Source organism: Planktothrix pseudagardhii (assembly GCF_904830925.1).
GTDB lineage: Bacteria > Cyanobacteriota > Cyanobacteriia > Cyanobacteriales > Microcoleaceae > Planktothrix > Planktothrix tepida.
In genome coordinates this window covers 1,497,135-1,523,627 of sequence record NZ_LR882967.1, presented here as the reverse complement: position 1 = coordinate 1,523,627, position 26,493 = coordinate 1,497,135, and the positions used below count along the sequence as shown (strand labels likewise).

Annotated in this window: 18 protein-coding genes; 9 read left to right on the top strand and 9 right to left on the bottom strand. The window is 38.8% G+C overall.

Annotated features, from left to right (window positions below):
- Window positions 1-340 precede the first annotated feature (340 nt).
- Complete coding sequence (locus tag NMK36_RS06420; protein WP_072717184.1) at window positions 341-979, top strand: glutathione S-transferase family protein; 639 nt, start codon at window positions 341-343, stop codon at window positions 977-979.
- Window positions 980-1,157: 178 nt separating this feature from the next.
- Here NMK36_RS06420 and NMK36_RS06415 read toward each other — a convergent pair whose 3' ends face one another.
- The gene (locus NMK36_RS06415; protein WP_254173339.1) at window positions 1,158-1,922 is read right to left on the bottom strand and encodes an alpha/beta hydrolase; all 765 of its coding nucleotides are present in this window, start codon (window positions 1,920-1,922) and stop codon (window positions 1,158-1,160) included.
- 148 nt (window positions 1,923-2,070) lie between these two features.
- Between NMK36_RS06415 and gcvH the strand changes: the two genes are divergently transcribed.
- The 3 genes from gcvH (at window position 2,071) to NMK36_RS06400 (ending at window position 4,194) form a co-directional block, all read left to right on the top strand.
- Window positions 2,071-2,460 carry a glycine cleavage system protein GcvH gene (gene gcvH / locus NMK36_RS06410; protein ID WP_222425193.1) on the top strand — a complete coding sequence of 130 codons (390 nt, stop codon included), beginning with the start codon at window positions 2,071-2,073 and terminating at the stop codon, window positions 2,458-2,460.
- Between the two features lie 71 nt (window positions 2,461-2,531).
- Window positions 2,532-3,068, top strand: coding sequence for a hypothetical protein (locus NMK36_RS06405; protein ID WP_072717187.1), 537 nt, complete (start codon window positions 2,532-2,534; stop codon window positions 3,066-3,068).
- Between the two features lie 52 nt (window positions 3,069-3,120).
- Entirely contained in the window at window positions 3,121-4,194 is a 1,074-nt protein-coding gene (locus NMK36_RS06400; RefSeq protein WP_072717188.1) for a class I SAM-dependent methyltransferase, read from the top strand.
- A 184-nt stretch (window positions 4,195-4,378) separates the two neighbouring features.
- Here NMK36_RS06400 and NMK36_RS06395 read toward each other — a convergent pair whose 3' ends face one another.
- Window positions 4,379-5,278 (bottom strand): GUN4 domain-containing protein, encoded by a 900-nt coding sequence (locus tag NMK36_RS06395; protein WP_254173338.1) that lies wholly within the window; start codon window positions 5,276-5,278, stop codon window positions 4,379-4,381.
- A gap of 286 nt (window positions 5,279-5,564) precedes the next feature.
- On the opposite strand from NMK36_RS06395, the gene NMK36_RS06390 reads away from it, so the two are divergent.
- On the top strand, window positions 5,565-7,094 hold the full coding sequence (locus NMK36_RS06390; protein WP_254173337.1) for an ATP-binding protein: 1,530 nt from the start codon (window positions 5,565-5,567) through the stop codon (window positions 7,092-7,094).
- Window positions 7,095-7,151: 57 nt separating this feature from the next.
- Window positions 7,152-9,959, top strand: coding sequence for a beta strand repeat-containing protein (locus NMK36_RS06385; protein ID WP_254173336.1), 2,808 nt, complete (start codon window positions 7,152-7,154; stop codon window positions 9,957-9,959).
- Here the strand turns inward: NMK36_RS06385 and NMK36_RS06380 are convergent.
- The 3 genes from NMK36_RS06380 to NMK36_RS06370 are packed head-to-tail and all read right to left on the bottom strand — an operon-like array spanning window position 9,922 to window position 16,817.
- Window positions 9,922-11,661: an ATP-binding protein gene (locus tag NMK36_RS06380; RefSeq protein ID WP_254173335.1), complete on the bottom strand. Its 1,740-nt coding sequence runs from the start codon at window positions 11,659-11,661 to the stop codon at window positions 9,922-9,924. The genes NMK36_RS06385 and NMK36_RS06380 overlap by 38 nt on opposite strands.
- Entirely contained in the window at window positions 11,658-12,671 is a 1,014-nt protein-coding gene (locus tag NMK36_RS06375; RefSeq protein ID WP_072717192.1) for an ABC transporter substrate-binding protein, read from the bottom strand. Before NMK36_RS06375 ends, NMK36_RS06380 begins: the two co-directional genes overlap by 4 nt.
- Window positions 12,672-12,674: 3 nt before the next feature.
- A complete protein-coding gene (locus NMK36_RS06370) occupies window positions 12,675-16,817 on the bottom strand; it encodes a PAS domain S-box protein (RefSeq protein WP_254173334.1) in 4,143 nt (1,380 codons plus the stop codon).
- 230 nt (window positions 16,818-17,047) lie between these two features.
- On the opposite strand from NMK36_RS06370, the gene NMK36_RS06365 reads away from it, so the two are divergent.
- The gene (locus NMK36_RS06365; RefSeq protein ID WP_072721577.1) at window positions 17,048-18,259 is read left to right on the top strand and encodes an ISAzo13 family transposase; all 1,212 of its coding nucleotides are present in this window, start codon (window positions 17,048-17,050) and stop codon (window positions 18,257-18,259) included.
- A 5-nt stretch (window positions 18,260-18,264) separates the two neighbouring features.
- Here the strand turns inward: NMK36_RS06365 and NMK36_RS06360 are convergent, their stop codons facing one another.
- From NMK36_RS06360 to gyrA, 4 genes are all read right to left on the bottom strand, one after another.
- The gene (locus tag NMK36_RS06360; RefSeq protein ID WP_254173333.1) at window positions 18,265-19,191 is read right to left on the bottom strand and encodes a CBS domain-containing protein; all 927 of its coding nucleotides are present in this window, start codon (window positions 19,189-19,191) and stop codon (window positions 18,265-18,267) included.
- Between the two features lie 4 nt (window positions 19,192-19,195).
- Entirely contained in the window at window positions 19,196-20,317 is a 1,122-nt protein-coding gene (locus NMK36_RS06355; protein ID WP_254173332.1) for a hybrid sensor histidine kinase/response regulator, read from the bottom strand.
- A 128-nt stretch (window positions 20,318-20,445) separates the two neighbouring features.
- Window positions 20,446-22,062, bottom strand: a complete 1,617-nt coding sequence (gene lnt, locus NMK36_RS06350; RefSeq protein ID WP_072717195.1) for an apolipoprotein N-acyltransferase — start codon at window positions 22,060-22,062, stop codon at window positions 20,446-20,448.
- Between the two features lie 174 nt (window positions 22,063-22,236).
- A complete protein-coding gene (gyrA, locus tag NMK36_RS06345; RefSeq protein ID WP_072717196.1) occupies window positions 22,237-24,870 on the bottom strand; it encodes a DNA topoisomerase (ATP-hydrolyzing) subunit A in 2,634 nt (877 codons plus the stop codon).
- A 180-nt stretch (window positions 24,871-25,050) separates the two neighbouring features.
- On the opposite strand from gyrA, the gene NMK36_RS06340 reads away from it, so the two are divergent.
- Window positions 25,051-25,971, top strand: coding sequence for a histone deacetylase family protein (locus NMK36_RS06340; RefSeq protein WP_072717197.1), 921 nt, complete (start codon window positions 25,051-25,053; stop codon window positions 25,969-25,971).
- A gap of 256 nt (window positions 25,972-26,227) precedes the next feature.
- A complete protein-coding gene (locus tag NMK36_RS06335; protein WP_437126732.1) occupies window positions 26,228-26,422 on the top strand; it encodes a hypothetical protein in 195 nt (64 codons plus the stop codon).
- Window positions 26,423-26,493 lie beyond the last annotated feature (71 nt).

Genomic DNA, 26,493 nt, shown 5'->3' with positions numbered 1-26,493 from the left:
AAAAATGGAGTAAACCCTTACTCCTGGGGCTTTGTAGCTTTTTGGAGTTTCATCGACCCCGGAAGACCACATAGATTTTTTGCTGTTGAATACAAACATACCATAGATATTAGTATATAGATAGTCCTAAAGGTATATCAATATAAGAGATATTTCTCATCTTATTAATAAAGTTTGATTATATAAGCACAAATACTTAACAAAGCATCTTTTTTAGAAGCCAGAAATGAATCATCAGTTTGATAGGAAGAGAGTCAAGAAATAATACAAAATAGTAGCTTTTGGTCAGGTTGTATTAAAATAATTTTGGTATTTTTGTATATAAAAAATCCAGATCAAAATGAAGTTATATTATATTCCAACAACCAGAGCCGTGCGTCCCCGTTGGATATTAGAAGAACTCGGAATATCCTATGAATTAGTTTATGTGACGATGGCAATGACTCAGGAGCCAGGGTATGAAAAATTGCATCCCCATCGAAAAGTTCCTGTATTAGTGGATGGCGATATCATCATGTTTGAATCCGCCGCCATTTGTGCCTATTTAGCCGATAAATTTCCTGAAAAACAATTAGCACCCAGCCCAACTTCTGCGGCTCGAAGTTATTACTATCAATGGCTATTTTATGCTTCTTTAACTTTAGAAGCACCTGTTGAACAATTTATGTTTAATGTTTTACCGAATTTACCTGAAAAACTTCTACCTCAAAAAGAAAAAACAAAAGTTCCGGCTGAAGAAGCCTTAATTTGGTTTAATAAAGTCGCCCAACCTCTCAACGAATTATTAAAAACTCAAACCTATCTTGTAGATAATCGTTTCAGTGCTGCGGATGTAGTGACAGGGGGTGTATTAGTATGGGCGTTACGATTAGGAATGCTTTCTGAAAATTCTCCGGTCAAGGATTATGTACAGCAGCTAATGGAACGTCCTGCATTGAAAAAAGCGGATGAAGATTTTTATGCAAGAAAATTAACTTAGAGATTGATTTTTTAGATGCTATAGAAAGTCTAAATAGATTGTACAATCCTAAGTATCAAGATTATTAATCCCAAAAAATAGACACAAATCTCTGACGATAGATTAGGTTTTAAGTCATTCATACCCCTGATTTAGATTTGCTATATATCCGAGAAAATATCACAAGGAATTAGAAAAATTAATTTTTAATAATTTGGATAAACTCTTGTAATTTTTGTTCATAGCGATCACCTGCAACTTCAATCACATTATTATGATTAGCTCCTTCCAGCCAAAAGGATAATTTAGGGGTTTTTACCGCGTCAAATAACCGTTGTCCATGACTAAAGGGAATCACTTGATCTATCGTTCCATGAATCACTAAAACGGGAGCTTTAACGAAAGGAATTTTTCTAAGATTAGCAAACCGATCAAAAGGATATAAAGGAAAATCTATTTTGACTCGAAAGGTACTCATAAATGTACTTTCCAGAACTAATCCCCCCACCGGTTGACGGGACGCTAAATCTACTGATGGCCCCCCACCGACAGAACGACCATAAACAATAATCTGATTAGGGGGAATCTTTAACTGTTGTGTAAGATAATTGTAAGCAACATCAATCGCTTGATAAGTACCTTGTTCTGAAGGTTTTCCTTCACTGGTTCCATAGCCGGGATAATCATAAGCAAAAACAGCAAATCCCATTTGACGAAATCGTTCCAACAAAAAACGATTATCCCCTAAATCTTCAGCATTTCCATGACTGTAGAGAATCGTGTATTTTGCTTTTGAGTTCGGTAAATATAACGCGGTGATCTTCACACCCTTGACTGTTTTTAGGGTTAAGAATTCGGGAGTTTGTACATAACTCGAAGGTTGAGGGACAAAAATCAAACGTTCTGAGTAGAAATAAGCCCAAGCCCCAACAGCGACATAGATAATTATCAGAGAACGGATCATTCGTTTTAGGGAAAACTCACCAATAACAAAGCGTTTGATCAACGTCTGGCGGTTCATGGCAATCTTTCAGAGGCAAACCTGTTTTGATTCTAATTTTGTAGTTTAATAGGTTTGGTGAACAATTAATAGAGTTAATCGATAGTGAGGAATGACTATGGCAAACTATCCTGACGACCTCAGATATACAGATGATCATGAATATGTCAGACTAGAGGGCGAAATTGCCACTATTGGCATTACGAGCTTTGCTGTGAATCAACTCGGAGATATCGTCTTTGTGGAATTACCTCGTGTAGGAACTGAGGTTTCTCAAGGTGAAGAATTGGGAACCATTGAATCTGTGAAAGCAGTGGCAGAATTTTATACACCCATCGGGGGTACAGTGATTGAATCCAATACAACCCTCGAAGATTCCCCTGAATTGATATCAGATGATCCCTATGGAGAGGGATGGTTAGTTAAAATTCGAGTTAATAATTCCATAGAGTTAGAGAATACCTTGTCTGCTGACGAATATCAAAACTACCTCAGAGAATAAAGACGCTTAACAGCATTTTGGGTTTTGGGTGTCATCAAAATCTTGATTAAACAGTTTATCAAACAATATCTATGTTGAATTTATCCTCCCTATCGGTTCCCGAAAATATCACGTTTGAGCAAGCCATTGAAATTACTCAAACCTTACTGGATAAAATTGAAGAAAAACAGTTATTTGAGGCCGAAATTGAAACGGTAATCGTTCAGTTGGTGACAACTCAAAATGGCGCAAGGGGATTTTTTGTCACCTATTTAACTGATCCTCGCCCCTTCTGTAATCAACCTACAGATGCTGTGATCCAAGCTCTACAAAAATCACCCGAAATTGTATCCGAATTACTGGTGAAAAATATAGCAATGTCGGCAGCAATGGCTGTATATCATCGTCGGCATAATAACACCGAAATGGAGAGCAGTTCTCAACGAGTTTCTCAACGGTCTTCTAATTTAATTCAACGGTTGAATTTTCCCCAGTTGCGATCGCGAGTTCAACAACTTTTTGATAGTGCGAAAACCGGTGAAGGAACCTATCAAGAATTTTTAGACCGTTGGGGATATGATGCAGAACAACAAGATGTAATCGCCGAAGTCTTGCAACCTTTATTATAAACTGTTTAACAACGACATAACCTCACCCCATTTAACTCGCCCTCAAATCGATATGACTCTAACACAATCCCTTAAAACCCTAGGCTGTTTAGGAGATGTTACCCTAGAAGCCAATCATGTCCGCTTGAAAGGATGGATCACCTCTATTCAAGGAGAACCCATAGACCAGTTTAAATTAAGGATTGGGAATCAAGAAATTACTGAATTTAAGCTTGAAAAAAATCTCCCTAGTCCTGATGTTCAAAAGCTTTTTCCGACTTTACCGAATTCTGATCAAGCTCGATTTTTTATTTATATCCCTTTAGACAAAATTGCACCAGAGCAATTTAATACTTTAGTGCAGTTAATTCCTATTGTAAAGGGAGAAGAGGGAGAAGTTTTATTTAATTTATTAGAATCAACCCTTCCGGTTCCTGAAAAAGAAGATCGCTTAGGAGTAGGTGGTAGTTTTAAATTTGTCGCGTGTGATTTTCTGGGTCATTTTGTGAATAAAGCGCAATTAAAACCCCATGAATCGATTTTAGATGCGGGATGTGGAGTCGGGCGCATGGCCTATTCCCTCAGCTATTATTTAGATGATACCGCCCGTTATGAAGGGTTTGATATTGTGGAAAAATGGATTAACTGGAGTCAATCTGTTATTCATGAACATCGACCGAATTTTAACTTTCAATGGGCAAATATTTATAATAAACGCTATAATACAGAAGGAACAATTAAAGTAGAAGACTATTCTTTTCCCTATGGAAATGAACAATTTGATTTTGTTTTCCTAACCTCTGTCTTTACCCATTTATATGCGAATGCGGTTCAGAATTATCTGAAAGAAGTACATCGCGTTCTGAAACCCGGAGGACGGTGCTTATGTACGTTATTTTTATTAAATGAAGAATCAGAAGCTTTAATAAAAACTGGGAAAAGTTCTCAGAACTTAATCCATGAGATAGAAGGTTCTTTTTGTACCGATTTAGACATTCCTGAAGCTTCAATGGGTCATCGGGAATCTTCTGTTATGCAGTGGATTGAAGCATTAGGATTTACCGTTTCAGCGAAATATGATGGCTTATGGTGTGGAAGAAATTTTGGGACGAATTACCAAGATATGTTAATTCTAAAAAAAGCCTAACCTCGTAGTAAGCCCTTCAGGGCTTTCTTCCTTCCCTCTCTCTTAATCATCCCAATCTTTCCCATAATCTTTAACAGGATTATGAAACAGCTAGAAGTATTACCCCTGTTCCCTGTTCCCTTTTGAGCAGAAATTTTGGATACAACTCAAATAGAATTGCTATAGAGGGATTGTTGTTATATTTTTAGGTTTTGGGGAATTCAGCCCTTAAGGGCTTACTACACATAGATAAGCGGGAAAAAAATGAGGATAAATTTTCATCGGGGGTTGTAGTTCCAACACCGTAACACGCTCGTTTTCGCCAAGCAATAATCGGTAAATGTCCTAGAGGTGCATTCAAGGTAAAATTTAATTCCTCATAATAAATCCAACTGTCTCCCATTCGCCAACCGACTTGCTCACAAAATTTTGTATAATCTCCATCTAAATCATAGAAAATTTGCCATTGACTGGTTAAACTAAATAATCCATGACTATAATATTCCCAAAGCCAGTTTAAAGTGTTTAAATCCGTACAGGGAAATTGTTCAATATCTTCAACTCTTAACCATTTTTCGGCTTCCCGTTCTCCAATATATAAAATTAATTGCCAAGTATATTCATCTGCTGTTTTCCAATCTCCCTTTGCTAATAATTCAATTAGGGAACTATAATCTATTCCAACTTCTGATAAGGGAAATGTAGAAGTGATATTAGAATCAAAATCTGTAACAGATGGGAAGGTTTGATTGAGAGATAATTCAGAATTGAACGCTTTTAAATAGTGTAAAATCGAATCTAACAAACTTTGTAAATGTTGTCGTTCTAGGGTTGCTTGTTGCAGTTGAAGTTCTAAACTTTCTAAGCGAGGTAAAATATCAGTAAGAGTTAATCTTTTTTTTGATGAGAAATGAGGTTTTTGTTGAGAAAGTTTAAGAGTTTGTAAGCGTTCCCATGTTTTTTTTGCCCAGTCTAAACGCTTTTGTTCCTGTTCTAAATCTTCCGGTATTGATAGATTAAATTGTAAATCCCATCCACAGACTAAACAAGCTTCAGGAATCGGTTTTTGATAGGGAGAGTTACAGACGGGACATTGAAAGCTCATGGAATCAATCCGGTAAAGTTGGTGTTCAGGAGTTTGTGGTATGTTAACATTTCATACAATCTGCACTCCACCGTCACGACTTTACGCCCCCTGTTTCCTGTCTTTTGATCACAATATTGTATGATTGAACTATCCGGGGTAATCTTTAGGGAATGTTAGGGCAAGCCAGTTAAAAGAAACGATAAATTATACCTTTTTTGAAACTGTTCGTTGTCCACGCCCATCTTTAAGTTATGTATCAAAGGCAATCAATTGTGAAGTTTGCCTATCCATTGGGGGACAAGAAATGATGAACAAGTCTGACTTAACCACTGTTTTAATTATTGATAATCACTCCCTAGACCTTCAGGCTGTATTGAATTTGTTCAGCCTAGAAGAGGTTAATTTATTGTCTTTAAATCCGGTGGAAGCAGATCTAAATTCAGTGATATTTTCTCTCCCCGATTTGATTTTTATCGCCGTTGACAAGCTAGATGAAAAACAATTGCGGTTGTGTGAACAGTTAAATATATCTGATGCAACTCAACATATTCCCATTATTTGGATTACAGACAATCCCGACAAAGACTGTTTTAAAAAAGCATTAAGTTTAGGAATTATTGATTATCTCTCCACCTATATAGAAAAAGATGAGTTATTTCTGAAACTCAAAAGCTATTGTAAAATGGCTAAAGAGCGAAAAGCCATCCTAAAAACCTATGAATTATTAGAAGAAGAATTAGTCTGCCAAACCCAGGAGAATCTGGAGTTAAAAGAAATTAATAATAAATTAGAGGTAAAAGTTGAATGTTATTGTCAAGAATTGGCTGAAGCTCAGGACAAATTAAAACAAGAAATTACAGAATCCCAAAAAGCTAAAACGGCTTTATATGAATCTTTAAGTCAAATTAAAGTTATTCAAAATCAGTTGGTAAATAGCGAAAAAATGTCAGCATTAGGGCAAATGTTAGCAGGAATTGCCCATGAAATTAATAATCCGGTTAATTTTATTTATGGAAATTTAGCCTATGTTCAAGAATATATTGATGATATTTTAAAGATTTTTGAACTGTATCAACAGTATTATCCGCAACCTAATCCTACCATTCAAGAAGAAGCGGAAGCTGTGGAATTAGATTTTATTTTGGAAGATTTGCCCAAAATGTTAGAATCGATGCAAGTGGGAGCAGAACGTATTCGAGAAATTGTTTTAAGTTTACGCAGTTTTGCCCGTCAGGATGGATCAAAAATGAAAGCGATTAATCTTCATGAAGGAATTGATAACACCTTAATGATTTTACAAAATCGCTTAAAATCTAAACCGGATCATCCTGCCATTCGCGTGATTAAAGAATATAGTCCTGCTTTGCCTTTAGTCGAATGTTACGGGGGAGAAATGAATCAAGTTTTTATGAATATTCTAGCCAATGCCATTGATGCCATTGAAGAAAATAGTCAACACAAAAATTTAGAAGAACTTAAAGTTAATCCGAATAAAATTTGGATTAAAACCGATATTATTAATGATCATAATATTTCGATTACCATTCGGGATAATGCCGGGGGAATGGCAGAGGATATTATTCATCATTTATTTGAACCTTTCTTTACCACAAAACCCGTTGGAAAAGGCACAGGAATTGGTTTATCGATTAGTCAACATATTGTAGTAGAAAAACATAACGGAAGTTTACGCTGTATTTCCACCCCAGGAGAAGGAACAGAATTTATTATTGAAATTCCTATGACTCAGGAACTACCAACTCCCAAGAATATAGCCGGGAATACAGAGGAAAAAAGTTCACGATTTCGGTTTGAGCATCAGCCTTTGTCTTAATCATTCTGGTAACAGCTAAACCCTAAAAGTTTTACAACCTAATTCAAGGGATTAAATATGAATAATCATCTTAAAAATTATAAATTTTTGCCCAAAATACGATTAATTTTATTGACATTTTCTTTGATTTATGCTGGGAATGTTCAAAAAGCGATCGCCCAAATCATACCCGATCAAACCTTACCTCAAAATACCAGAGTTACCCCCGATGGTAATCTGATGAAAATTGAAGGGGGAACCCAAAACGGAATCAATTTATTTCATAGTTTCCAAGAGTTTTCAATTCCTGAAGGTGGTGCCGCTTTTTTCAATAATTCCGTTGATATTCAAAATATTATTAGTCGCGTCACAGGACATAATATTTCCAATATCCAAGGCTTAATTCAAGCTAATGGAACCGCCAATTTATTCTTAATTAATCCCAATGGAATTTTATTCGGCCCTAACGCTCAACTCAATATTGGGGGTTCTTTTACAGCCAGTACCGCCAATAGTATTATTTTTGATAATGGCAGCGAATTTAGCGCCACAAATCCCGTAGCACCGCCTTTATTAACCGTTAATGTTCCCATTGGGTTACAGATGGGAAATCAACCGGGTTCTATCACTAATCAATCCCAAGGGTTAGGCATTGGTATTGATGGAAAAGCTGCCAATACAGGATTACAAGTTCAACCCGGTCAGACTATTCGTTTAATCGGTGGAGATGTCATTTTAAATCAAGGAAATCTCACGGCTTTTGGCGGTAAAATTGAATTAGCTGCCTTAAAAAATGGCACTTGGTCTTTACAACCTGCAAATTATGTCTTTACGTCCCCTGATTTTCAATTAGGTTCAATTCGACTCTTCCGCCAAAGTCAAATTGATAGCAGTGGAGCCGGAGGAGGGTTAATTGTTATGCAAGGGGGAGACATTTCTTTAACCGATGGTTCCCGGATTCTTTCTAACACCTATGATGCTCTTAATGGAGGGGGTATTAAAATTCAAGCGGAACAATTTAGTTTAGATAATCGGGCGTTTATCTCTTCATCAACCATCGGCACAGGCAATGCAGGCAATATTAATATTACGGCTAAAAATTCCATTAATTTAGTGGGAACTGACCCCCTATCGTTTCTGGAACAATTATTAACCGAAAAGTTTAATCCCCAAAGTCTCTATGATGGGATTTTTAGCGTCACGGCAGGTGAAGGAACTGGAGGAAACGTTACCCTGGATACCGCCCAATTGCAAGTCATGAATGGGGCGGCTATTCTAACCCCAACCTTGGGCAAAGGTTCCGGGGGAAATATTTCCCTCTTCGCCTCTAGGTTCGCGGATATTACCCAAGGTTCCATTCTAATTACCGGAACCATTGGTTCAGGAAGTGCCGGAAATATTAATATCGTTACGCCTCAATTGCGGGTTCTGCAAGATGGATATATTATCACCAGTCCAGGACGTTCAGGAGCAGGTCAAGGAGGCGATATTACCCTGAATGCGGATACCGTAGAACTCCGGGGGGTGACATCCGGTGTCGCCGTCCCGGCGGGGTTATTTACCGCCACCTTGGGAACCGGAGCCGCTGGGGATATCCTCGTTAATACCCGTCAACTCACCGTTGCAGAGGGGGCGCAAGTGTCTGCATCGGCGGCGGGGGCTGGCAAAGGCGGCAATTTAACGGTAAATGCCGAGTCTGTCAACCTGCGGGGGGTGTCGGAGGATGGACGGTTTTTGAGCGGGTTATTAACTTCTTCTTCCCTATTAACTGTCCAGGGACAAAAAGGAACCGCCCCGGCGGGAGATTTAACCGTTAATACCCAACGATTAGTGGTACAGGATGGTGCCCAAATTTCGGCAGCAACCGGAGGAGAAGGGTCGGCGGGAAATTTAACCTTAAATGCCTCGGAATCCATTGATGTTGTTGGATTTGGCACTAATATTGATAAATCCGTTGAATCCGTTTCCTTTGGAATCATTGGCGATGGCATTGTGCCGAGTTCCATTGAGTCTAATACCAGTGGGGCTGGAAGTGCGGGGGATTTGCGGATTAATACCGGACGGTTAACGGTGCGAAATGGAGCGGAAATTGGGGTGCGAGGAACCAATGAAGGGGCGGCGGGTAACTTAGAAATTCAAGCGAATCAAGTTCGATTGGATAATGAAGGAACCATCAGTGCTGCAACGGTTGCGGGTACGGGGGGAAATATTCGCGCCACAGCGCAAAGCGTTGAATTGCGGCGGGGGAGTCAAATTACCACCAATGCTGGAAACGCTGACGGGGGAAATATTACCCTGGGTACTTCCGATTTAGTCGCTTTAGAAAATAGTGATATTACGGCGAATGCGGAAGCAGGAAAAGGCGGACAGGTGAGAATTAATGCTCAAGGGGTTTTCGGGACACAATTTCGAGAATTCCAAACCCCCCAAAGTGATATTACCGCCACCAGTGAGTTAGGGGCCGAGTTTAGCGGGGCGGTGGAAATTAGTAGTCCAGAAGTTGACCCCAGCGCGGGGTTAGTGGAGTTACCAACCAATTTAGTTGACCCCACCACCTTAATTGCAACGCGATGTTCAGGAAAGGAAGGGAATCAATTTGTGATTACCGGACGGGGAGGTTTACCACCAAGTCCCAATGATGCGTTAACCTCTGAACCGACTTTCATAAATTGGATTAATCTCGTAGAGACGCGCCATGGCGCGTCTCTACCGGGGACTATTGGCGCGTCTCTACGGGGGGCTGTAAAAACAACCCCTAACCCACCCATTCAAGAAGCCCAAGGATGGATTGTCAGGGCGGATGGAGCGATAGAATTAGTCACGAATCCCCCCCAAGGGACACCACAGCCTACAGGTGTGTTACCGCCTCAGTGTTCGACATTGTAGATAACGGTAAGGTGATCACAAAGGTACTCCCCTCTCCAAGTTGAGAGGTACACAACAGTTGACCTTGATGCTTTTCCACCACAATTTGATAACTAATGGCTAATCCCATTCCGGTTCCTTGACCAACGGGTTTCGTCGTAAAAAAGGGTTCAAAAATTCGGTTTCGCACGGTTTCAGACATTCCCAAACCGTTATCCGAAATTTCAATTTGTACCCAGGTTTTGTGTTCGGAGTCAATCAGGGTTTCAGTCTGAATTAAAATTTGAGGAGACGTTGAGGTTCGGACTTTACAAAACTCATTGTCTTGAACCGAGCCTAACGCATCAATGGCATTAATTAAAATATTCATAAATACTTGATTAAGTTGACCCGCATAACAGTTAATTAAGGGAATATTGCCATAATTTTTAATGACTTTAATTTCTGGGCGAGAAGATTGTGCCTTGAGACGATGTTTTAAAATCATCAAGGTATTATCAATATTTTCATGCAAATCAACGGTTTTAAGATCGGATTCATCTAACCGAGAAAATGAACGTAAGGATTGAACAATATCAGCAATTCTTTGACTTCCAACTCGCATTGACTGGAAGATTTTTTTAAGGTCAGTTTCCAGAAAGTCTAGCTCTAAATCCTCTAATTTGGCTTGAATTTCGGGGTAAGGTTGGGGATAATATTGTTGATAGAGAGCAATTAAATCGAGTAAACTATCGGTATATTCTTCAGCATAAGTAATATTTCCAAAAATAAAACTAACCGGGTTATTAATTTCATGGGCAATTCCCGCAACGAGTTGTCCTAAACTAGACATTTTTTCACTTTGTAATAATTGAGTTTGAGTTTGTTTTAATTGCGTTAAAGCCGTTTCTAATGCGGTGGCTTTTTCTTGTAATTCGAGTTTAGATTGTTGTAAATCATAGGTATCCTGTTCGATTTTTTCAGCCATTTTATCAAAAGCATGAGAAATTTTTGCTAATTCATCAGATCCGGGTAAACGACTGCGATCACTTAAATTTCCCTGAGCTAAATTCTGACTCACTAAGACTAACCGCGAGACTCGTTTCGTTAAACTCAATTCAAAAAATAACCAAACTAAAAAACAAATTCCTAAGACTACAGCATTCATTTTTAGAGAGCGATTTAAAGCATCTTGAAAAGCTTCTTTTTTGAGTTGATTTAAGTCATAAATAGATAAAAAAGTTCCAAATCTCGACCGCAATTCATTCGGCTTTGGAGGTAGCGTAACGGGAGTAATCACTTTTAAAGATTGTCGATCAGCCGACCAAATCTTTTGTTGCATTTGGGTTTGTTGAACCTCTTGAATTTTCGGGTAAAGATAAGCTAAATCAGTATCTTTTATAGCTTGTTTTTGTAAATCGTAGTGAGTGGAAAAGATAATAATATTATTTTCATTCAGAAATGCCGATAATTCTAAATTCGGTTGTTCCCCTGTTTCCCCAACAACTATTTTTGCCCCATCTAAACTGCTACTGGAACTGGTAGATCGGCGTAAGATAAATTCTAATAATTGCACGGTTTTTTCACTATAAAAATCCGCCTGCTGATAAATTTCAGTTTCCTGATATTCATAGGTTTCTTTTACCTCTGTCATGAACCCATATAAACCCAGTCCACTACCCAAAAAGAGTAATAAACTAGGAATAGCGACTCGCAGAGGGATAGTAAAAGCCAAACGTTTCATGGATTAGATTTATAAAATTGAGTCACAAAACGCTGATCCAATAAAGACGAAAATTGGATATCTGAGTTGAGCAGTTTTTTTTCCTGCATTAATTTAGACAATTTTTGGGATGCCTTCACCAAACTTGGATCAGTTTGGGAAAGAAGGTTTTGATTTTCAACGGGAGTAAAGAATTTTAGGAGTTTCAGAGAAGATAAAAATTCTTTCGGTGTAATTCCTCCCCGTTCTGCCATGATTTGAGCAGCACTCTCCGGTTGTTGTTTCAGATAATCTAAAGCCATAAACCAACCTCGAATTAACTGTTCTAAATCTTTTGAATGTGTTTCTATAATATCTTGACGCACCACCAACACATCCACGATTTCACCCGGAATTTTACTACTGTCAAATAAAACGTTCGCTCCGGTTTCGATTAATTTAGAACGAGTGGGTTCAAAGGTAACAACGGCATCAATTTCACCCTGTTTAAAGGCATCTTCATGTTCCGAATACCCTAAAGAAACAATTTTAATATCTTGCACTGAAAGTCCCACTTGATCAAGTGCCCGACTTAACATATAAGCCCCTAATGCTGTATTTTCTACCCCGACCTTTTTTCCTTTAATGTCCGATAAGGTATTTAACTGCGGTTTTCCCAGGATAACATCTGCACCATTGGATAAATCAACTAACAGAATCACCCGAATTTGAGGAAAAGTTTCGGCTAATAGTAATGTTTCATCAAGACTAATTGCTCCTGCTTGTAAATTCCCACTGCGAATGGCGCGATTAATTTCTGTTGTGGAAGGATAATCTACAATTTTAATCGAACTATTTTGATAGTAACCTAACTGTTTGCCTAAATATAAAGGGGCAAAACCTGGCCAATCATTGATCCCCACTAATAGAGGGGTTGTAGATTGTTGAAAACAACTGGCTAAGATTCCCAAACCCAGACAAAGCAAAATCCCGATTAAAAAGAAATAGATTTGCTTTCGAGTTTTTCCCAGGTGAATATTGTGATAATTCATGAATTAATTCCTGTGATAATCATGGATCAGACTCTGAATTAACTGAACTAACTGTCGCAGTTGTACAGGTTTAGGAAGATATTCATTCGCCCCTGCGGCTAAACATTGTTCTCGATCTCCCTGCATAGCTAAAGCTGTTAATGCAATAATGGGAAGGGTTGTGAGTTTAGGATCAAGCCGAATTTGGCGCATCGCTTCTAAACCATCCATTTCTGGCATGGAAATATCCATCAAAATCACTTGCGGTTGCAAACTCCGAGCTTTTTGAATGGCTTCAATTCCATTGAAGGCTATTTCCACATCAAATCCTTTGGCTTGTAAATAATTGAGTAGGGTTTGAATATTATCAGAATTATCTTCAGCCAGCAGAATTAAAGGACGTTTTAATCCATGAGAAGATATCCCAGAAAAGGGTAAGCGATCTAACGGTTCGCTGGGTGTTAATCGGGGTGTTTCTCTCCACGATACACGAGTCCAAGGCAGTGTCACCGTAAAACAACTTCCCTGTCCTAATTGGCTGTCAATCTTCACCGTCCCCCCGTGCATTTCGACGAGTTTTTTAACTAAAACTAATCCTAAACCTGTTCCTTCATAACGTCGAGATAAACGACTATCAATTTGAACAAAAGCTTCAAACAATTGATCTTGATCATCCTGACCAATACCAATACCATTATCAATCACAGAAAAACTCACTGTTTGTTCATCGAGATCTCCTCGAACTTCCAGTCTCACCCGTCCTCCTTCGGGGGTAAATTTTACGGCATTATTGAGTAAATTAATTAACACCTGACGGATTCGTCGTTCATCAACATTGAGTGCTTCTGTTACATCTTCAATTTGATAACTGAGGCGAATATTTTTTTGATGGGCTTGTTGTTTAACAAAGCTTAAACTGTGTTGACAAAGTTCATTAACGGACACTGGAGAACAGTCTAAGCCTAATTTTCCAGCTTCAATTTTAGAGAGATCGAGAATATCATTAATCAGTTCTAGTAAGTGTTTACCGTTGCGGTAAATCATTTCTAAAGCTTGATTTTGTTTATCATTTAATACCCCAAAGGTTCCTTCTTGCAAAACTTCTGACATTCCTAAAATTGAGTTGAGCGGAGTTCGGAGTTCATGACTCATATTGGCTAGAAATTCATCTTTAAGACGCGATGCACGAGCAAGTTGAGCGTTTGCGATCGCCAATTGTTCATTGGTTCGTCGCAGTTGAATTTCGGCATTTTTCCGTTCCCGGAGAGCCGCTTGGCGTTCACTAATATCTTGACAAACACAAATATAATCTCCGTCCTCTGTCAGTGTTAAGGACACTTCTTGATTAAAGGTTGTGCCATCTTTTCTTAAAGCAATGGTTTCTCCCCGCCAAAATTTTTGTTGGGTTAAAATTGGCAAGACCTGATTTTCAAACCATTCGACTACATCGGGGGTGTAAAGAACTCGCCAACTTTTCCCTAATAATTCATCAGGATGACGATAACCAAAAAGCTTTAAGTGAGCATTATTAAGATAAATATATTCTTCATTTTTAAGAATTGAAATCCCATCAATAGAAGCTTCTACTGCTGCTAATTGTCGTTTTAAATTGTCTTCAGCTTGTTTATGTAAGCGTTCAGTTCGATCAGCTTCAATAATATTACTACAAGTTGCTAAGAAAGGCTGTAAATAATCAATCAGTTCTTGGTCATACCCTCCGGGTCGATTTGCGATCGCCACCACACCCAATAATTCCTTATGGGTATAAAAGGGTAGACCTAAGAAACTATTTAGAGTCAGATGATTTTCGTCGGGTAAACGTTCTGGGTGTCTTGTGGTGCTTAGAATTGAATGATTAATCATAACGGGCTTTCCCGCTAAAATGACGGTACAAAAAAAGGCTTTTATATTAAAATATTCAGCTTGTTTTGTCTCCTCCTCAATACAGTTAAAGTCTAGGCTGCACATATTATGAGTCATGGGATGGATTTCTAAATGGGGATTTCCTTGTTTTTTCAGATAATATTCTTCGAGATAACTTTCTCCATTAAGGCCAGAGAAGACTTCTGCCATAAACCCATACTCACTTTGGGTTAATGTTAAGATTGAAGATAGCAAATTTTCCAACAGAAGATAGGAGTCTCCATTGGTAATAAATTGAGCTTGAGCATGGCTAATGGCTTCTAAAATTTGATTACTTTCATATAAATCTAATTCAGTTTGTTTACGGTCAGTTATATTTTGAGCAACCCCTAAAATCTGTTGAGCCTTACCTTGTTGATCTCGTTTAAAAACAGTTGCATGACTAGAAAACCACAGCCATTCCCCATTCTGATGCTGAATTCGATATTCAATATAACTCACCTCTCGATCATTGAGTTGGGCTGTTTTTTGAAGATGTTTGCACACCGCTTTTTGATCATCAGGATGAAAAATCCTTAAGAAATGATCACCCATTGCCGAAATGTCTAGGGGAGTATATCCTAGAATGGGAGTTAAGGATCGACTATTATAAATACTGCGTTTTTCTTCTAAATCATAAATATATAAAATATTCGGACTACTATCAGCAATACTTTCAATAAATTGTTCTCGTTCTCGAATGGTTTCTACTAATTGAGCTTGTTCTAATGCCACACCCACTTGATCGACAATTTCGCGCATCAGTTCGATTTCAAATTCTGTCCATTGTCGCGGGCAAGTACACTGATGGGCAATCATAAATCCCCACAAATAATGATTTTTTAAAATCGGAACAATCAGTTTTGCTTTAACACACCATTCCTGCAAAAATTCAACTAAACACGGTGTTACCTCTTGATAGGTTTGATGAATATCAGCAATTGCTTTTACCGTTCCATGATCATACAATTGTTGATATTCGGGGGGAAAAACTTCTTCAGGAAAATCAACACTCAAAACAGAACGCCATCCGGGTAATACACTTTCTGCGATCGCCCGTCCTGTGCCATTAGAAAACACCCGATAAATTAAGAGACGATCACAACCTAAAATCTTTTGAACTTCGGTGACAGTGGTTTGTAAAATTTGGTCGATATCTAAAGATTGACGAATTTTTAAAGCGATTTCTGCAAATAAACGAGATTTGCGTTCTTGACGTTCTAATTTAGCGGTTCGATCCAGAATTCGGGTTTCTAATTCTTGATTTAAAAGTCTTAATTCTTGTTCGACTTTCTGGCGTTCTTCTAGTTCCGTTTGCACCGCTTGATATAACTGAGATTGTTGAATTCCTAGAGACAGTTGAACGGCAATTTCATCTAATAATTCTAATTCGGTTGGATACCAATTCCGAGGGGAAAAACATTGATGAGCAATTAATAACCCCCAAATCACAGTTTCGTTTTCTCGATTTTTATCGGGAATTAAAATGGGAACAACGAGATTTGCTTTAACATTAAATTGCTCTAAAAGGTGTTTATGGCATTCTGTTATTTTAGCGGTTTCAATATTGTTGATTAAGCTTTTTTTACCCTGAAAGTAAGGTGAAATTTTTCCGGTTTTAAAACAAGTATCTTCTAAATAAATTCCTAAGCTAGACGTTAAACCTTCAGCAATAGATTCCGCTACAATGGTGCCATTCCATTCCGCATCAAATTGATACACTAAAACCCGATCACAATTGAGAATGGCACGAATATCAACCACGGCATTATTCAGAATATTGGTTAACTTCAACGATTGACGAATATGGAGTGCCGTTTGGTAGAATAGTCGTTCCCGTTGTACCTGCTGCTGTAATTTCTGTTCCGCTTCTTTGCGTTCACTAATATCAAAACTAATCCCGATTAAACCGATTGGATTTCCCGCTTGATCTCGAATTAACGTATCAAAAACATGAATAGGCAATGTGCTACCATCTTTGCGGGAAATGGTAAATTCTCCTTCCCAGTATCCTTGATTTTGAACTTCTTTAACAATTTCTTCGGCTAAATTTTTATAATCTACAGGAATAAAAAAATTAATAATATTATTTCCCAGAGCTTCTTCCTTTTTCCACTGATATAACATTTCAGCATATTGATTCCAATAGATAATTTTTCCCTGGAAATCTGTGGCAATAATGGCATTTCTGACTTGATCTAACAAAGAAGCTTGAAAAGCAATTTTAGCTTCAATTAAACTCCGGTTTTTGATCTCGCTTTGCAATTTTTGATTGGCAATTCTTAACGCTTCTGTGCGTTTGTGAATTTTCTCTTCTAGTTTGGTATTTTGACTTTGGAGTAACTGAAGTTTATCCGCTTCTAAGGAATGAAAAAGTAATAACTTGATGGGCTTCAGGTATAATGAAGTATAGGCACTGATGGCAGATTTTACAAAAATTGAGAGAACCGGGCAACGGATTTTTCGATTAAACTACACAACTTAACTTAAAACCTATGTTTTATTCTAGTTCAATTGAGGAAGAAATGAAAAAGTTTTATAACTCTTTATCAGAAAAGGATAAAAGAAGATATGCAGCGATAGAGGCTCAAAAACTGGGATGGGGAGGAATTAGTTATATCATCAAACTGTTGGGTTGTACTCGAAACACAATCGTCCGAGGAATAAAAGAGTTAAAAGAACTGGATGAACAGACTATTAATGATGTAAGAATTAGAAAAAAAGGAGGAGGAAGAAAAAGTATTTTTTCCACCCAAATTGGAATAGATGAAGCCTTTTTAGAAGTGTTAAAGTCCCGCACAGCCGGAGATCCTATGAACGAGTCAATTAAATGGACTAATTTAACCCACAAAGAAATTGCTTTGGGACTTAAGGAAGCCGGATTTAATATCAGTCCTCCCACCGTAAAGAAACTCTTAAAAAAGCATGGGTATGTCAAGCGAAAAGCACAAAAAAAGCAAACTACAGGAATTAATAAAGACCGAAATGCTCAATTTGAAAATATTGCTAGACTCGATACCCTGTATAGAGAAGCCGGTAATCCTATTATTAGTTTTGACACTAAAAAGAAAGAAGTTTTAGGGAATTTATATCGTCCAGGTACTCTGTATACAACTGAGCCTGTTACTACTTGGGATCATGATTTTTGGAGCTTAGGTCATGGAAAAGTCATTCCCCATGGCATTTACGATACTCAAAAAAACCGAGGATATGTAACATTAGGTAACAGTAAAGATACCAGTGAATTTGCTTGTAATGCTCTTAAACATTGGTGGAATCATTATGGAAAAGCTCTCTATCCTCATGCCAATTCGATTTTAGCTAAGTGTGATGGGGGTGGCAGTAATAATGCTAATCATTATATTTTTAAACAAGATTTACAAAAGTTAGTGGATGAAATTGGAATTGAGATCAGAATTGCTCATTACCCTCCCTATACATCTAAATATAATCCCATTGAACATCGACTTTTTCCTCATCTAACTCGAGCTTGTCAAGGAGTGATTTTTACCAGTCTTGGTTTGGTCAAAACTCTCATGGAAAAAACTCGTACTAATACAGGGCTATCTGTCGTTGTTAATGTCGTTGATCAGGTCTATCAAACGGGTCGGAAGGTAACTGATCATTTCAAAAAAACTCTGAAAATTGTTTTTGATGAATATTTACCCAAATGGAACTATCGAGCCGTACCTCAACTCACTCATTAATCCATTTATTGATTTTTCATTCCTAATTGATTAACTTTCTGATTTAAAACCTCAACCATCTGTAATAAATCAAGGGGGTTAATCGCTTTTAAAATACTGCTGGGCGTAATAATCCCAACCAGTTCACCGCGATCGCCTACAATTGGGATTCGATTAATATAGCGTTGCTGCATCAACACATGAGCCGCTAATAAACTATCATGGGGGTGGAGGCAAAAAACGGGGAAACTCATGACAACTTGAGCTTCTAAATTCCAATTTAAACCCAAGGCTTGAAACCTGAGAATATCTCCTTCTGTCAATAAACCAACAGGAATATTTAAGGATTCTTCATTACAGATTTTTTCCTCAACTAAAACAATACAACTCACCAGAGCAGCACTCATTAATTCAGCTAGTTCTAATAAAGAAGTTGTCGTCGGTGCTTGCACAACAGTTGTTGTCATTACCTCTTCAATAATTCTGAGTTTTAATAAATCCGTTGGTTCTAGGGAATGTCTTAGATCTCGATGGGTGAGTAAACCGACTAATTTTCCCTCAGAATCTACTAAAGGTAAATGACGGATTTGATGGTGTTGTAATAAGTTTAAAGTTGCATTCAGATGGGTCAATTTACTTTGTTCGAGAGTAATCACAGGTTGAGTCATCACTTCGCCAACACTGAAATTTTCAATCTTAACTTTTTGAGCAATCAAGCGAACAATATCTCGATGAGTTAATATTCCCACAGGTCGGTTATTTTCAATCACAATTAAACAGGTATGTGCAGAATTCAACCCCAAGGAATGAAACGTTAAGGAACAAGTTGTTTGAGATTGGTTGAGGAGGGCGATCGCATCTATTAATCTAGTCTGTGGTTTCACCGTCAGAGGGTTGGGAATAATGGCTTTTTGTAGAGGTAAAATAAAAAGGCTATCGGAATCGCTAGACATAGAATTAAGAATTAAGAAGGGAGTGATATTCGGTGTTTAATTCCAAGGTAAAAATTGAGCCTTGGGGTTGATTATCTGTCAGGGAAAGGCAACCTTGATGAGCATCAATCACCATTTTACAAAAGGCTAATCCTAATCCGGTTTGATTAACGCCTTCAAAACGTTGACCAATCTCATATTTTTGAAAAATACTTTGCTTGAGTTCATCTTTCACCCCCCTTCCCGAATCTCGAATATAAACTTTAACGATATTAGCATCGGGAGGATATTCAACTTCCATTGAAACCCAACTGTTGGTTGGGGAGAATTTAATCGCATTATTCAGTAAATTTTCAAGTACCCGTTTAATTAAATCTGGATCAGCCATTACTAACCGTTTTGCTTCGGGAATAGTAGCCGTTAAGTTAATTTTCTTTTTAATCGTTTGAGTTTCAAATTCATTGACAACCTCTTGAACCATAGCCGAGAGATTTACCAGTTGAGGATTCAGCAGTGCTTTACCGGATTCTAGCTTTGCCATTAACAATAAAGAATTAATCAGGTTGTTTAAATGTTTTCCTGAAATGGCAATTTGCTCTACTTTTTGAGATTGTTTTTCTGTTAAATCCGTGAGCATCAACAGTTCACAAGCTAATGTAATCGCCACCACTGGATTCCTTAGATCATGAATGACAGCATAAGCCATATCTTCGCGTAATTGCAATAAGTGTTCTAATTTTTGATGGGATTTTTCTAACTCATCGTGCTGTTTTTTGAGTCGCAGCATGGAACGAACTCTCGCTCTAACTTCCAGCGCACTCACCGGTTTTCCAATAAAATCCTCTGCCCCAGCTTCTAAACATTGTGCTAAAGTTTCTTTAGAATTGAGTGCCGTAATCATAATAATGGGAATCGGATTCCATTCAGGAATTTGTTTAATTTGGCGACAGATATCCATCCCATCAGAATCAGGCATCATCACATCTAATAAGATTAAATCAGGTTTACCCCATTCTAAAAATTTAAACACCTCAAATCCACTGGAGGCATAATGTAATTGATATCCCTCTCGAAATAGAATTCCTTCGAGAACGTCAAAGACATCCGGTTCATCATCCACAATCAGAATTGAGTCCGACTTGATCATGGCTATTCGTTAATTTTCAATAAAAATTTAACGCAATTTGAAGTTTAATCGGGGGAAGAAAACTTCTCACCGCTTATTTTTTAGAGATATCTGTATGACCTTAAATTCTTCAGACGTTGTGATAAAATTTAGGAGAAAAGATCGATTTTTATAAAAAATACAGTTATCCCTATTATTAATAATACAGGCATAAGCCAATTTCCCCAACGCACATAGAGGGTTTGAGTCTGATAACGATAAATTATATCAGCATACAGTTCATAAGTATTGTGATGGGAAAGCCAGAGAGTTCTACCATGAGGATCAACAACGGCTGAATATCCTGTATTGGTGGCTCGAATTGTCCAGCGATCATTTTCAATGGCACGCATCACATCAAGGGCATGATGTTGAGCTAACATAGTTGAGGAATAGTGGGCATCATTGGATGCGGTCAGGATAAATTCTCCTCCTTGAGCCGTTTGGTTGCGAAAATGGCTTGCAAATGCGGAATCATAACAAATTCCTACCGTTGCTTGACCGAAAGGGGTTTGAAACGTTTGACCCGGTTTCCCGTGAATTAAAGTGGCTTCTAACGGAGATAATCGTCGAATAAATTGTCCTAAAATTTCACTAAATGGGATAAACTCTCCTAACGGAACTAAATTGATTTTATCATATTCGCTGATAATTTTTCCGTCCTGATTAATCGAAAATAAACTATTGGTATATCCTTCTTCTTTTAAAGCAAAACTGCCAACTAAAGCCGGAACTTTTTCCTTTAAAATGGCTTGATAAAAAGAACTATTGTGTCGCTGAATGGGGTCAGTCCAAAAAAAAGGTAGGGCTGTTTCGGGGGTTAATACAAGGTCTACGCCTTGATTCGCTAAGGTAATATATCCAGTGGTATAACCTTGTAAAGCTTGCAAAAAGCCTACCGGATTTAATTTAATTTCATTGGGAATATTGCCTTGAATAATTCCCACTTTTAAAGCTTGTTCGGGGTTATTATTCAAAGGGCGACTATATAATATTAACCCCAAAATATGAGAACTGATAAAAAATATTAACGCTAAAATTAATAATTTAACGGTTTTTTGATTCTGATCAAATATTAATCCTTCTGCGATTAATCCATTCACGATTAACAAAATAGCTGTAACTGTTGTGGGGCCAGAAATTTGACCTAAATGTAAAATGATTAAATTTCCGAAACTTTGAGTATAAGATAACGAAGACCACCATAACGCCCCGGAACTCCACAAAGATTCTAATCCACACCATAAGGCTGTTCCAATTAAAACCCGTGTTAAAGCCAGGAAAATTGCCGAATGTAGAGATGCACCATGGCGCGTCTCTACAGCAGATAAAATTAAAAATAATCCTGTCCAAACCATCACTAAAGCTGTTCCCCAAAGGGTAATAAAACTCCAACAAAATAAAGCAATTGCTAAACTCGCTAACCCAGGAATTCCTAACCAAGTCATGGGGTGAATTCCAGTAATCCAAAATAAAGCAATTCCGTAATAACCAATTCCCCAAATTAACGCGAATATTAACGGAAGTTTTAACCCGTTTAACATCTGTAGAGGCGAGACAGAGCGCGTCTCTGCGGGGATTTTAGCAATAGTAAGACAATTGACCCAAAGGGGAACTAATGCCACCCAAGCGAACCCCCAAAGCCCCCAAGGTTCTGTGGCTAACCCCATTAAAACCCCACCTATTGCTGTTAATAATAAACGTTGAATAATTTCCCGTCTGTTCATAACAAATTGTCGTGAAGCGTGAACACCTCAAAAATACTTTTAATATGAAATCCTTAAATGTTTGCTCTGCATTTGTCTACTGTAGAGACGCGCCTGGGCGAAGCCATGCCGCACTTGCTATTGGCACGTCTCTAGGGGCTTAGGGGGGTAATTCCGGGTAAAAATCAACCCGATTTACTCTTCTTCTCCAGATTCTTCAGCAGTGGATGTCGCTTCCGCATCTTCTCCAGAGGCTGGAACAATGGCAACCGCCGCAATTGAATCTTCTTCGTATAAGCGCTGAACTCGAACCCCTGTAGCACTGCGAGACTGAAGGGGAATGGCATTCACCACTTGACGAATAATAATTCCGCGACTACTAATTAGCATTAACTCCTCAGTTTCATCGACGACTTTTAAGGCGACAACTTCATCTTTTTTGGCATGGGGTTTAAACTTAGTGGCAATAATGCCTTTCCCTGCCCGATTTTGTAAGCGGAATTGAGACACTGGAACCCTTTTTCCATAACCACTAGCGGTGATGACTAAAACGGATAATCCTTGAGCAGTTCCCTCCGTTACAACTTCGGTTTCGGTTTCATTTTCCTCGGTGGTTTCTGTTGCTATTGCCGTTAATTCTTCATCGGTTTCTGGTTCTTCACCTTCGGCTTCCGCCAAATTAGAAATAATCGCACTGGGCAAAATATCCATGCTAATTAAGCTATCATCTCCTTTCAATTTCATGGCTTTAACGCCTCGGGTTGCCCGTCCTAACGGTCGCAATTGTTTATCATTGGCTTTAAAATGAATTGCCATGCCATAACGGGAACCAATAATAATTCCATCTTCAACTTTTGCCCGTCTTACCCAGCGTAATTCATCTCCTTCTTCTAAGGAAATGGCAATTAAACCATTAGTCCGAATATTACTAAAGGCGGATAATTGGGTTTTCTTAATAAAACCTCCTTTGGTTAACATCACCAAGTATTCATCATCGCTAAATTCGCTAACGTGAACAATGGATGTAATTCGTTCTTCCTTGGGAATGGGTAACATTTGAACGATGGGAACTCCTCGCGCGGTGCGGGAAGCAACGGGGATTTGATACGCTTTGATACTATAAACAACACCCCGTTCGCTAAAGAATAAGACAGTATCATGATCGCAACAAGTGATAAAGTGTTGAACTTCATCATCTTCTTTCATTTTTGTGCCTTGTTTACCTTTTGTTGCTCGACTTTGGGCGGTAAACGTATTTACAGGCATTCGTTTCATATAACCTTGTTCTGTTAACAGAATTAAGGCTTTTTCATTGGCAATTAAATCGGTTTCATCTAACTCCCCTTCAGTATGTTCAATCACAGTCCGCCGAGGGGTATTGAACTTTTGTTTCAGTTCTAGGGCTTCCTGTTCAACAATTTCTAAGATTCGTTCTCTTCGCGCTAAAATATCGTACAAATCAGCAATTTTAATTTGCAGTTCTTGGTGTTCTTGGTCAATTTTTTGAGCTTCTAAAGCGGTTAACCGTCGCAATTGCATTTGTAAAATTGCATCGGCTTGTTGTTCAGATAAACCATAGTTGGTCATTAATTCTTGCTTGGCGATGGGAATATCAGCCGCGTGACGAATTAAGGCAATAATGGCATCTAAATTGTCTAAAGCAATTAATAATCCCTGTAAAAGATGATCTCGTTCTTGGGCTTTCCTGAGTTCATATTCCGTGCGTCTGCGAATCGTTTGTTCCCGGAATTGTAGGAATACTTCTAAAAATCGTTTGAGGTTAAGAATTTCCGGGCGACTATTAACTAACGCCAACATATTAGCCCCAAAATTGGTTTGTAAGGGCGTTTGTTTGTAGAGGTTATTGAGAACTACACGGGCATAAGCATCTCGTTTGAGTTCAATCACGATTCGCATTCCATCGCGATCGCTTTCATCCCGGATATCAGAAATTCCCTCTAATTTCTTATCATTGACCATTTCTGCAATCCGTTCAATCATTGCTGCTTTATTGGTTTGATAAGGCAGTTGCGTAATAATAATCGCATCTCGATCGGGTCGTCCGCGATGTTCGATGGTTTCAATGGTAGCAACCCCACGCATGGTAATCGAACCCCGACCATCGGTATAGGCTTCTTTAATTCCCGATGTCCCTAAAATTTGCGCCCCCGTGGGAAAATCTGGCCCCGGAATATGACGCATTAATTCAGCAATGGTAATCTCAGGATTATGAATTAATGCTACTAAACCATCAACTAATTCCCCTAAATTGTGTGGGGGAATATTGGTTGCCATTCCCACCGCAATTCCTGACGATCCATTTAATAATAATTGGGGAATTCGTGCGGGTAAAACTAACGGTTCTTGTTGAGAACCATCGAAGTTATCGCCAAATTCAACGGTTTCTGCGTCAATATCTCGTAGGAGGGAATCAGTCGTTAAGGCTTGCAAACGACATTCGGTGTACCGCATGGCAGCCGGGGGATCGTTATCAACTGATCCGAAGTTCCCATGACCGTTAATTAACGGCGATCGCATGGAAAAATCCTGCGCCATCCGCACTAAGGCATCATAAACGGCGACATCCCCATGAGGGTGATATTTACCGAGTACCTCCCCCACCACACGGGCGCATTTACGGAAGGGTCGATCAGGGGTTAAGCCCAGTTCGTTCATGGCGTATAAAATCCGTCGATGAACGGGTTTCAAACCATCCCGCGCATCTGGCAGCGCCCGCCCTACAATTACGCTCATGGCGTATTCGAGGTAAGATTGCTGCATTTCATTTCTCAGATCCGTCGGGATAATTCTCGACTCAGAGGTACTCATACCTTCAAAAACTCCATTACAATTTAAAATTAGTCACCTTTAACCGAAAATATTAGGAGAAATAAAATCATCTTCGGTATAGGCTCTAAAATCAGTGACTAATGCTTAAAATTATACCATAATTTGCCTTCTTCTTGGGGGTGAAATCTGGGATTAAAATTGACAATAAACTCTTGACAAATGCTAACAGTTATTTATTCTGACGAATTCCTCAACCATAAGACCGGATTATTCCATCCAGAACGGCCAGAACGGTTAACAGCGATAGTAAATGCCTTGAAATCGGTATCTTGGGCCGAAAAGTTAGACTGGAAACTACCCACTCCGGTGATGGATCGGCTGCAACCGTTGATGAGGTTATTGGAAACGGTACATACCTCTTCCCATATTCAACGAGTCAAAGCGATCGCCGATCAGGGGGGGGGTTATTTGGATGGAGATACCCCCATGTCGGCTGAAAGTTATGATGTGGCACTGTTGGCGGTGAGTGCCTGGTTGGATGGGGTGGATCAAGTCTTGACAACGGGACATCCGGCTTTTGTTTTAGCGCGTCCCCCCGGACATCATGCCGAAGCTGATCGAGGGATGGGATTTTGCTTATTTTCTAACGCAGCGATCGCGGCTTATTATGGCTTAGAACAACCGGGGATTGAGAAAGTCGCTATCTTAGATTGGGATGTGCATCATGGCAATGGAACCCAAGCGTTAGTGGAAGATGATCCTCGGATCGCTTACTGTTCGTTACATCAATCCCCCTGTTATCCGGGGACGGGATATGCGGAAGAACGTGGCTCTCACAACAATGTGCTGAATCTTCCCCTGTCTCCGGGTAGCACCATTGATCTCTACAAACCCGCCTTTCAACATTATATCTTGCCCTTTTTACAACAGGTACAGCCGGATTTGCTGATTGTGAGTGCGGGATATGATGCCAACCAGGATGATCCCTTAGCCAGTATTTCTCTACAACCAGAAGACTACGGACTGTTTACTGAATATTGTTTACAACTCACTCCCCGCATTCTGTTTGGACTAGAAGGCGGTTATGATTTACCTAGTCTCTCCCAGTCCGTTGTCGCCACCTTGGAAAAATGCCTTTAGGTAGTCAGTTATCAGTTATCAGTTATTAGTTATTAGTTATTAGTTATTAGTTATCAGTTATTAGTTATCAGGGGTTGGACGAGGCTGGATAGTTTGGCAACACAGTTGATCTAAATCACAAAACTTATCCAAGTTAATCACAAATTTACAAAGCGTTGAGTCACTTAATATTGAGAAGAAAAAGTTCATAATTAATCCAGACAAACCATGGACTTTGATCAACCTCTGAGTAACGTATCCCAAGGAAAGGTGATTTATGATGGCATATCGTCCAGTACCCCTTGAAGAACTTTTTGGTCAAATTATGTTTTCTAGTGTCGTGACTCGCAGTGATCGCCAACACTTGCGTTCCGCCATTTTAGGTGAAAGTTTGACCGATAATGAAAAGGTGATTATTAACCGATTACTGTACAATGTTCGCCGGGGGTGGGTGAAGCTAGTGGATCTTTAGTTGATCAGCTACCTGTTTTCATAAAAAATTTTCATAAATAGAGTTTCCGTTACCCATTTTTCCTTTTTATA

Bases quoted from the DNA above. Each gene is read 5' to 3' on its own strand.
- NMK36_RS06405 (WP_072717187.1), top strand. From the start codon at position 2,532: ATGTTGAATTTATCCTCCCTATCGGTTCCCGAAAATATCACGTTTGAG.
- NMK36_RS06365 (WP_072721577.1), top strand. From the start codon at position 17,048: ATGTTTTATTCTAGTTCAATTGAGGAAGAAATGAAAAAGTTTTATAAC.
- NMK36_RS06415 (WP_254173339.1), bottom strand. From the start codon at position 1,922: ATGATCCGTTCTCTGATAATTATCTATGTCGCTGTTGGGGCTTGGGCT.
- lnt (WP_072717195.1), bottom strand. From the start codon at position 22,062: ATGAACAGACGGGAAATTATTCAACGTTTATTATTAACAGCAATAGGT.
- NMK36_RS06360 (WP_254173333.1), bottom strand. From the start codon at position 19,191: ATGTCTAGCGATTCCGATAGCCTTTTTATTTTACCTCTACAAAAAGCC.
- NMK36_RS06335 (WP_437126732.1), top strand. From the start codon at position 26,228: ATGATGGCATATCGTCCAGTACCCCTTGAAGAACTTTTTGGTCAAATT.
- NMK36_RS06385 (WP_254173336.1), top strand. From the start codon at position 7,152: ATGAATAATCATCTTAAAAATTATAAATTTTTGCCCAAAATACGATTA.
- NMK36_RS06375 (WP_072717192.1), bottom strand. From the start codon at position 12,671: ATGAATTATCACAATATTCACCTGGGAAAAACTCGAAAGCAAATCTAT.
- gcvH (WP_222425193.1), top strand. From the start codon at position 2,071: ATGACTATGGCAAACTATCCTGACGACCTCAGATATACAGATGATCAT.
- NMK36_RS06400 (WP_072717188.1), top strand. From the start codon at position 3,121: ATGACTCTAACACAATCCCTTAAAACCCTAGGCTGTTTAGGAGATGTT.
- gyrA (WP_072717196.1), bottom strand. From the start codon at position 24,870: ATGAGTACCTCTGAGTCGAGAATTATCCCGACGGATCTGAGAAATGAA.
- NMK36_RS06395 (WP_254173338.1), bottom strand. From the start codon at position 5,278: ATGAGCTTTCAATGTCCCGTCTGTAACTCTCCCTATCAAAAACCGATT.
- NMK36_RS06355 (WP_254173332.1), bottom strand. From the start codon at position 20,317: ATGATCAAGTCGGACTCAATTCTGATTGTGGATGATGAACCGGATGTC.
- NMK36_RS06380 (WP_254173335.1), bottom strand. From the start codon at position 11,661: ATGAAACGTTTGGCTTTTACTATCCCTCTGCGAGTCGCTATTCCTAGT.
- NMK36_RS06420 (WP_072717184.1), top strand. From the start codon at position 341: ATGAAGTTATATTATATTCCAACAACCAGAGCCGTGCGTCCCCGTTGG.
- NMK36_RS06390 (WP_254173337.1), top strand. From the start codon at position 5,565: ATGATGAACAAGTCTGACTTAACCACTGTTTTAATTATTGATAATCAC.
- NMK36_RS06340 (WP_072717197.1), top strand. From the start codon at position 25,051: ATGCTAACAGTTATTTATTCTGACGAATTCCTCAACCATAAGACCGGA.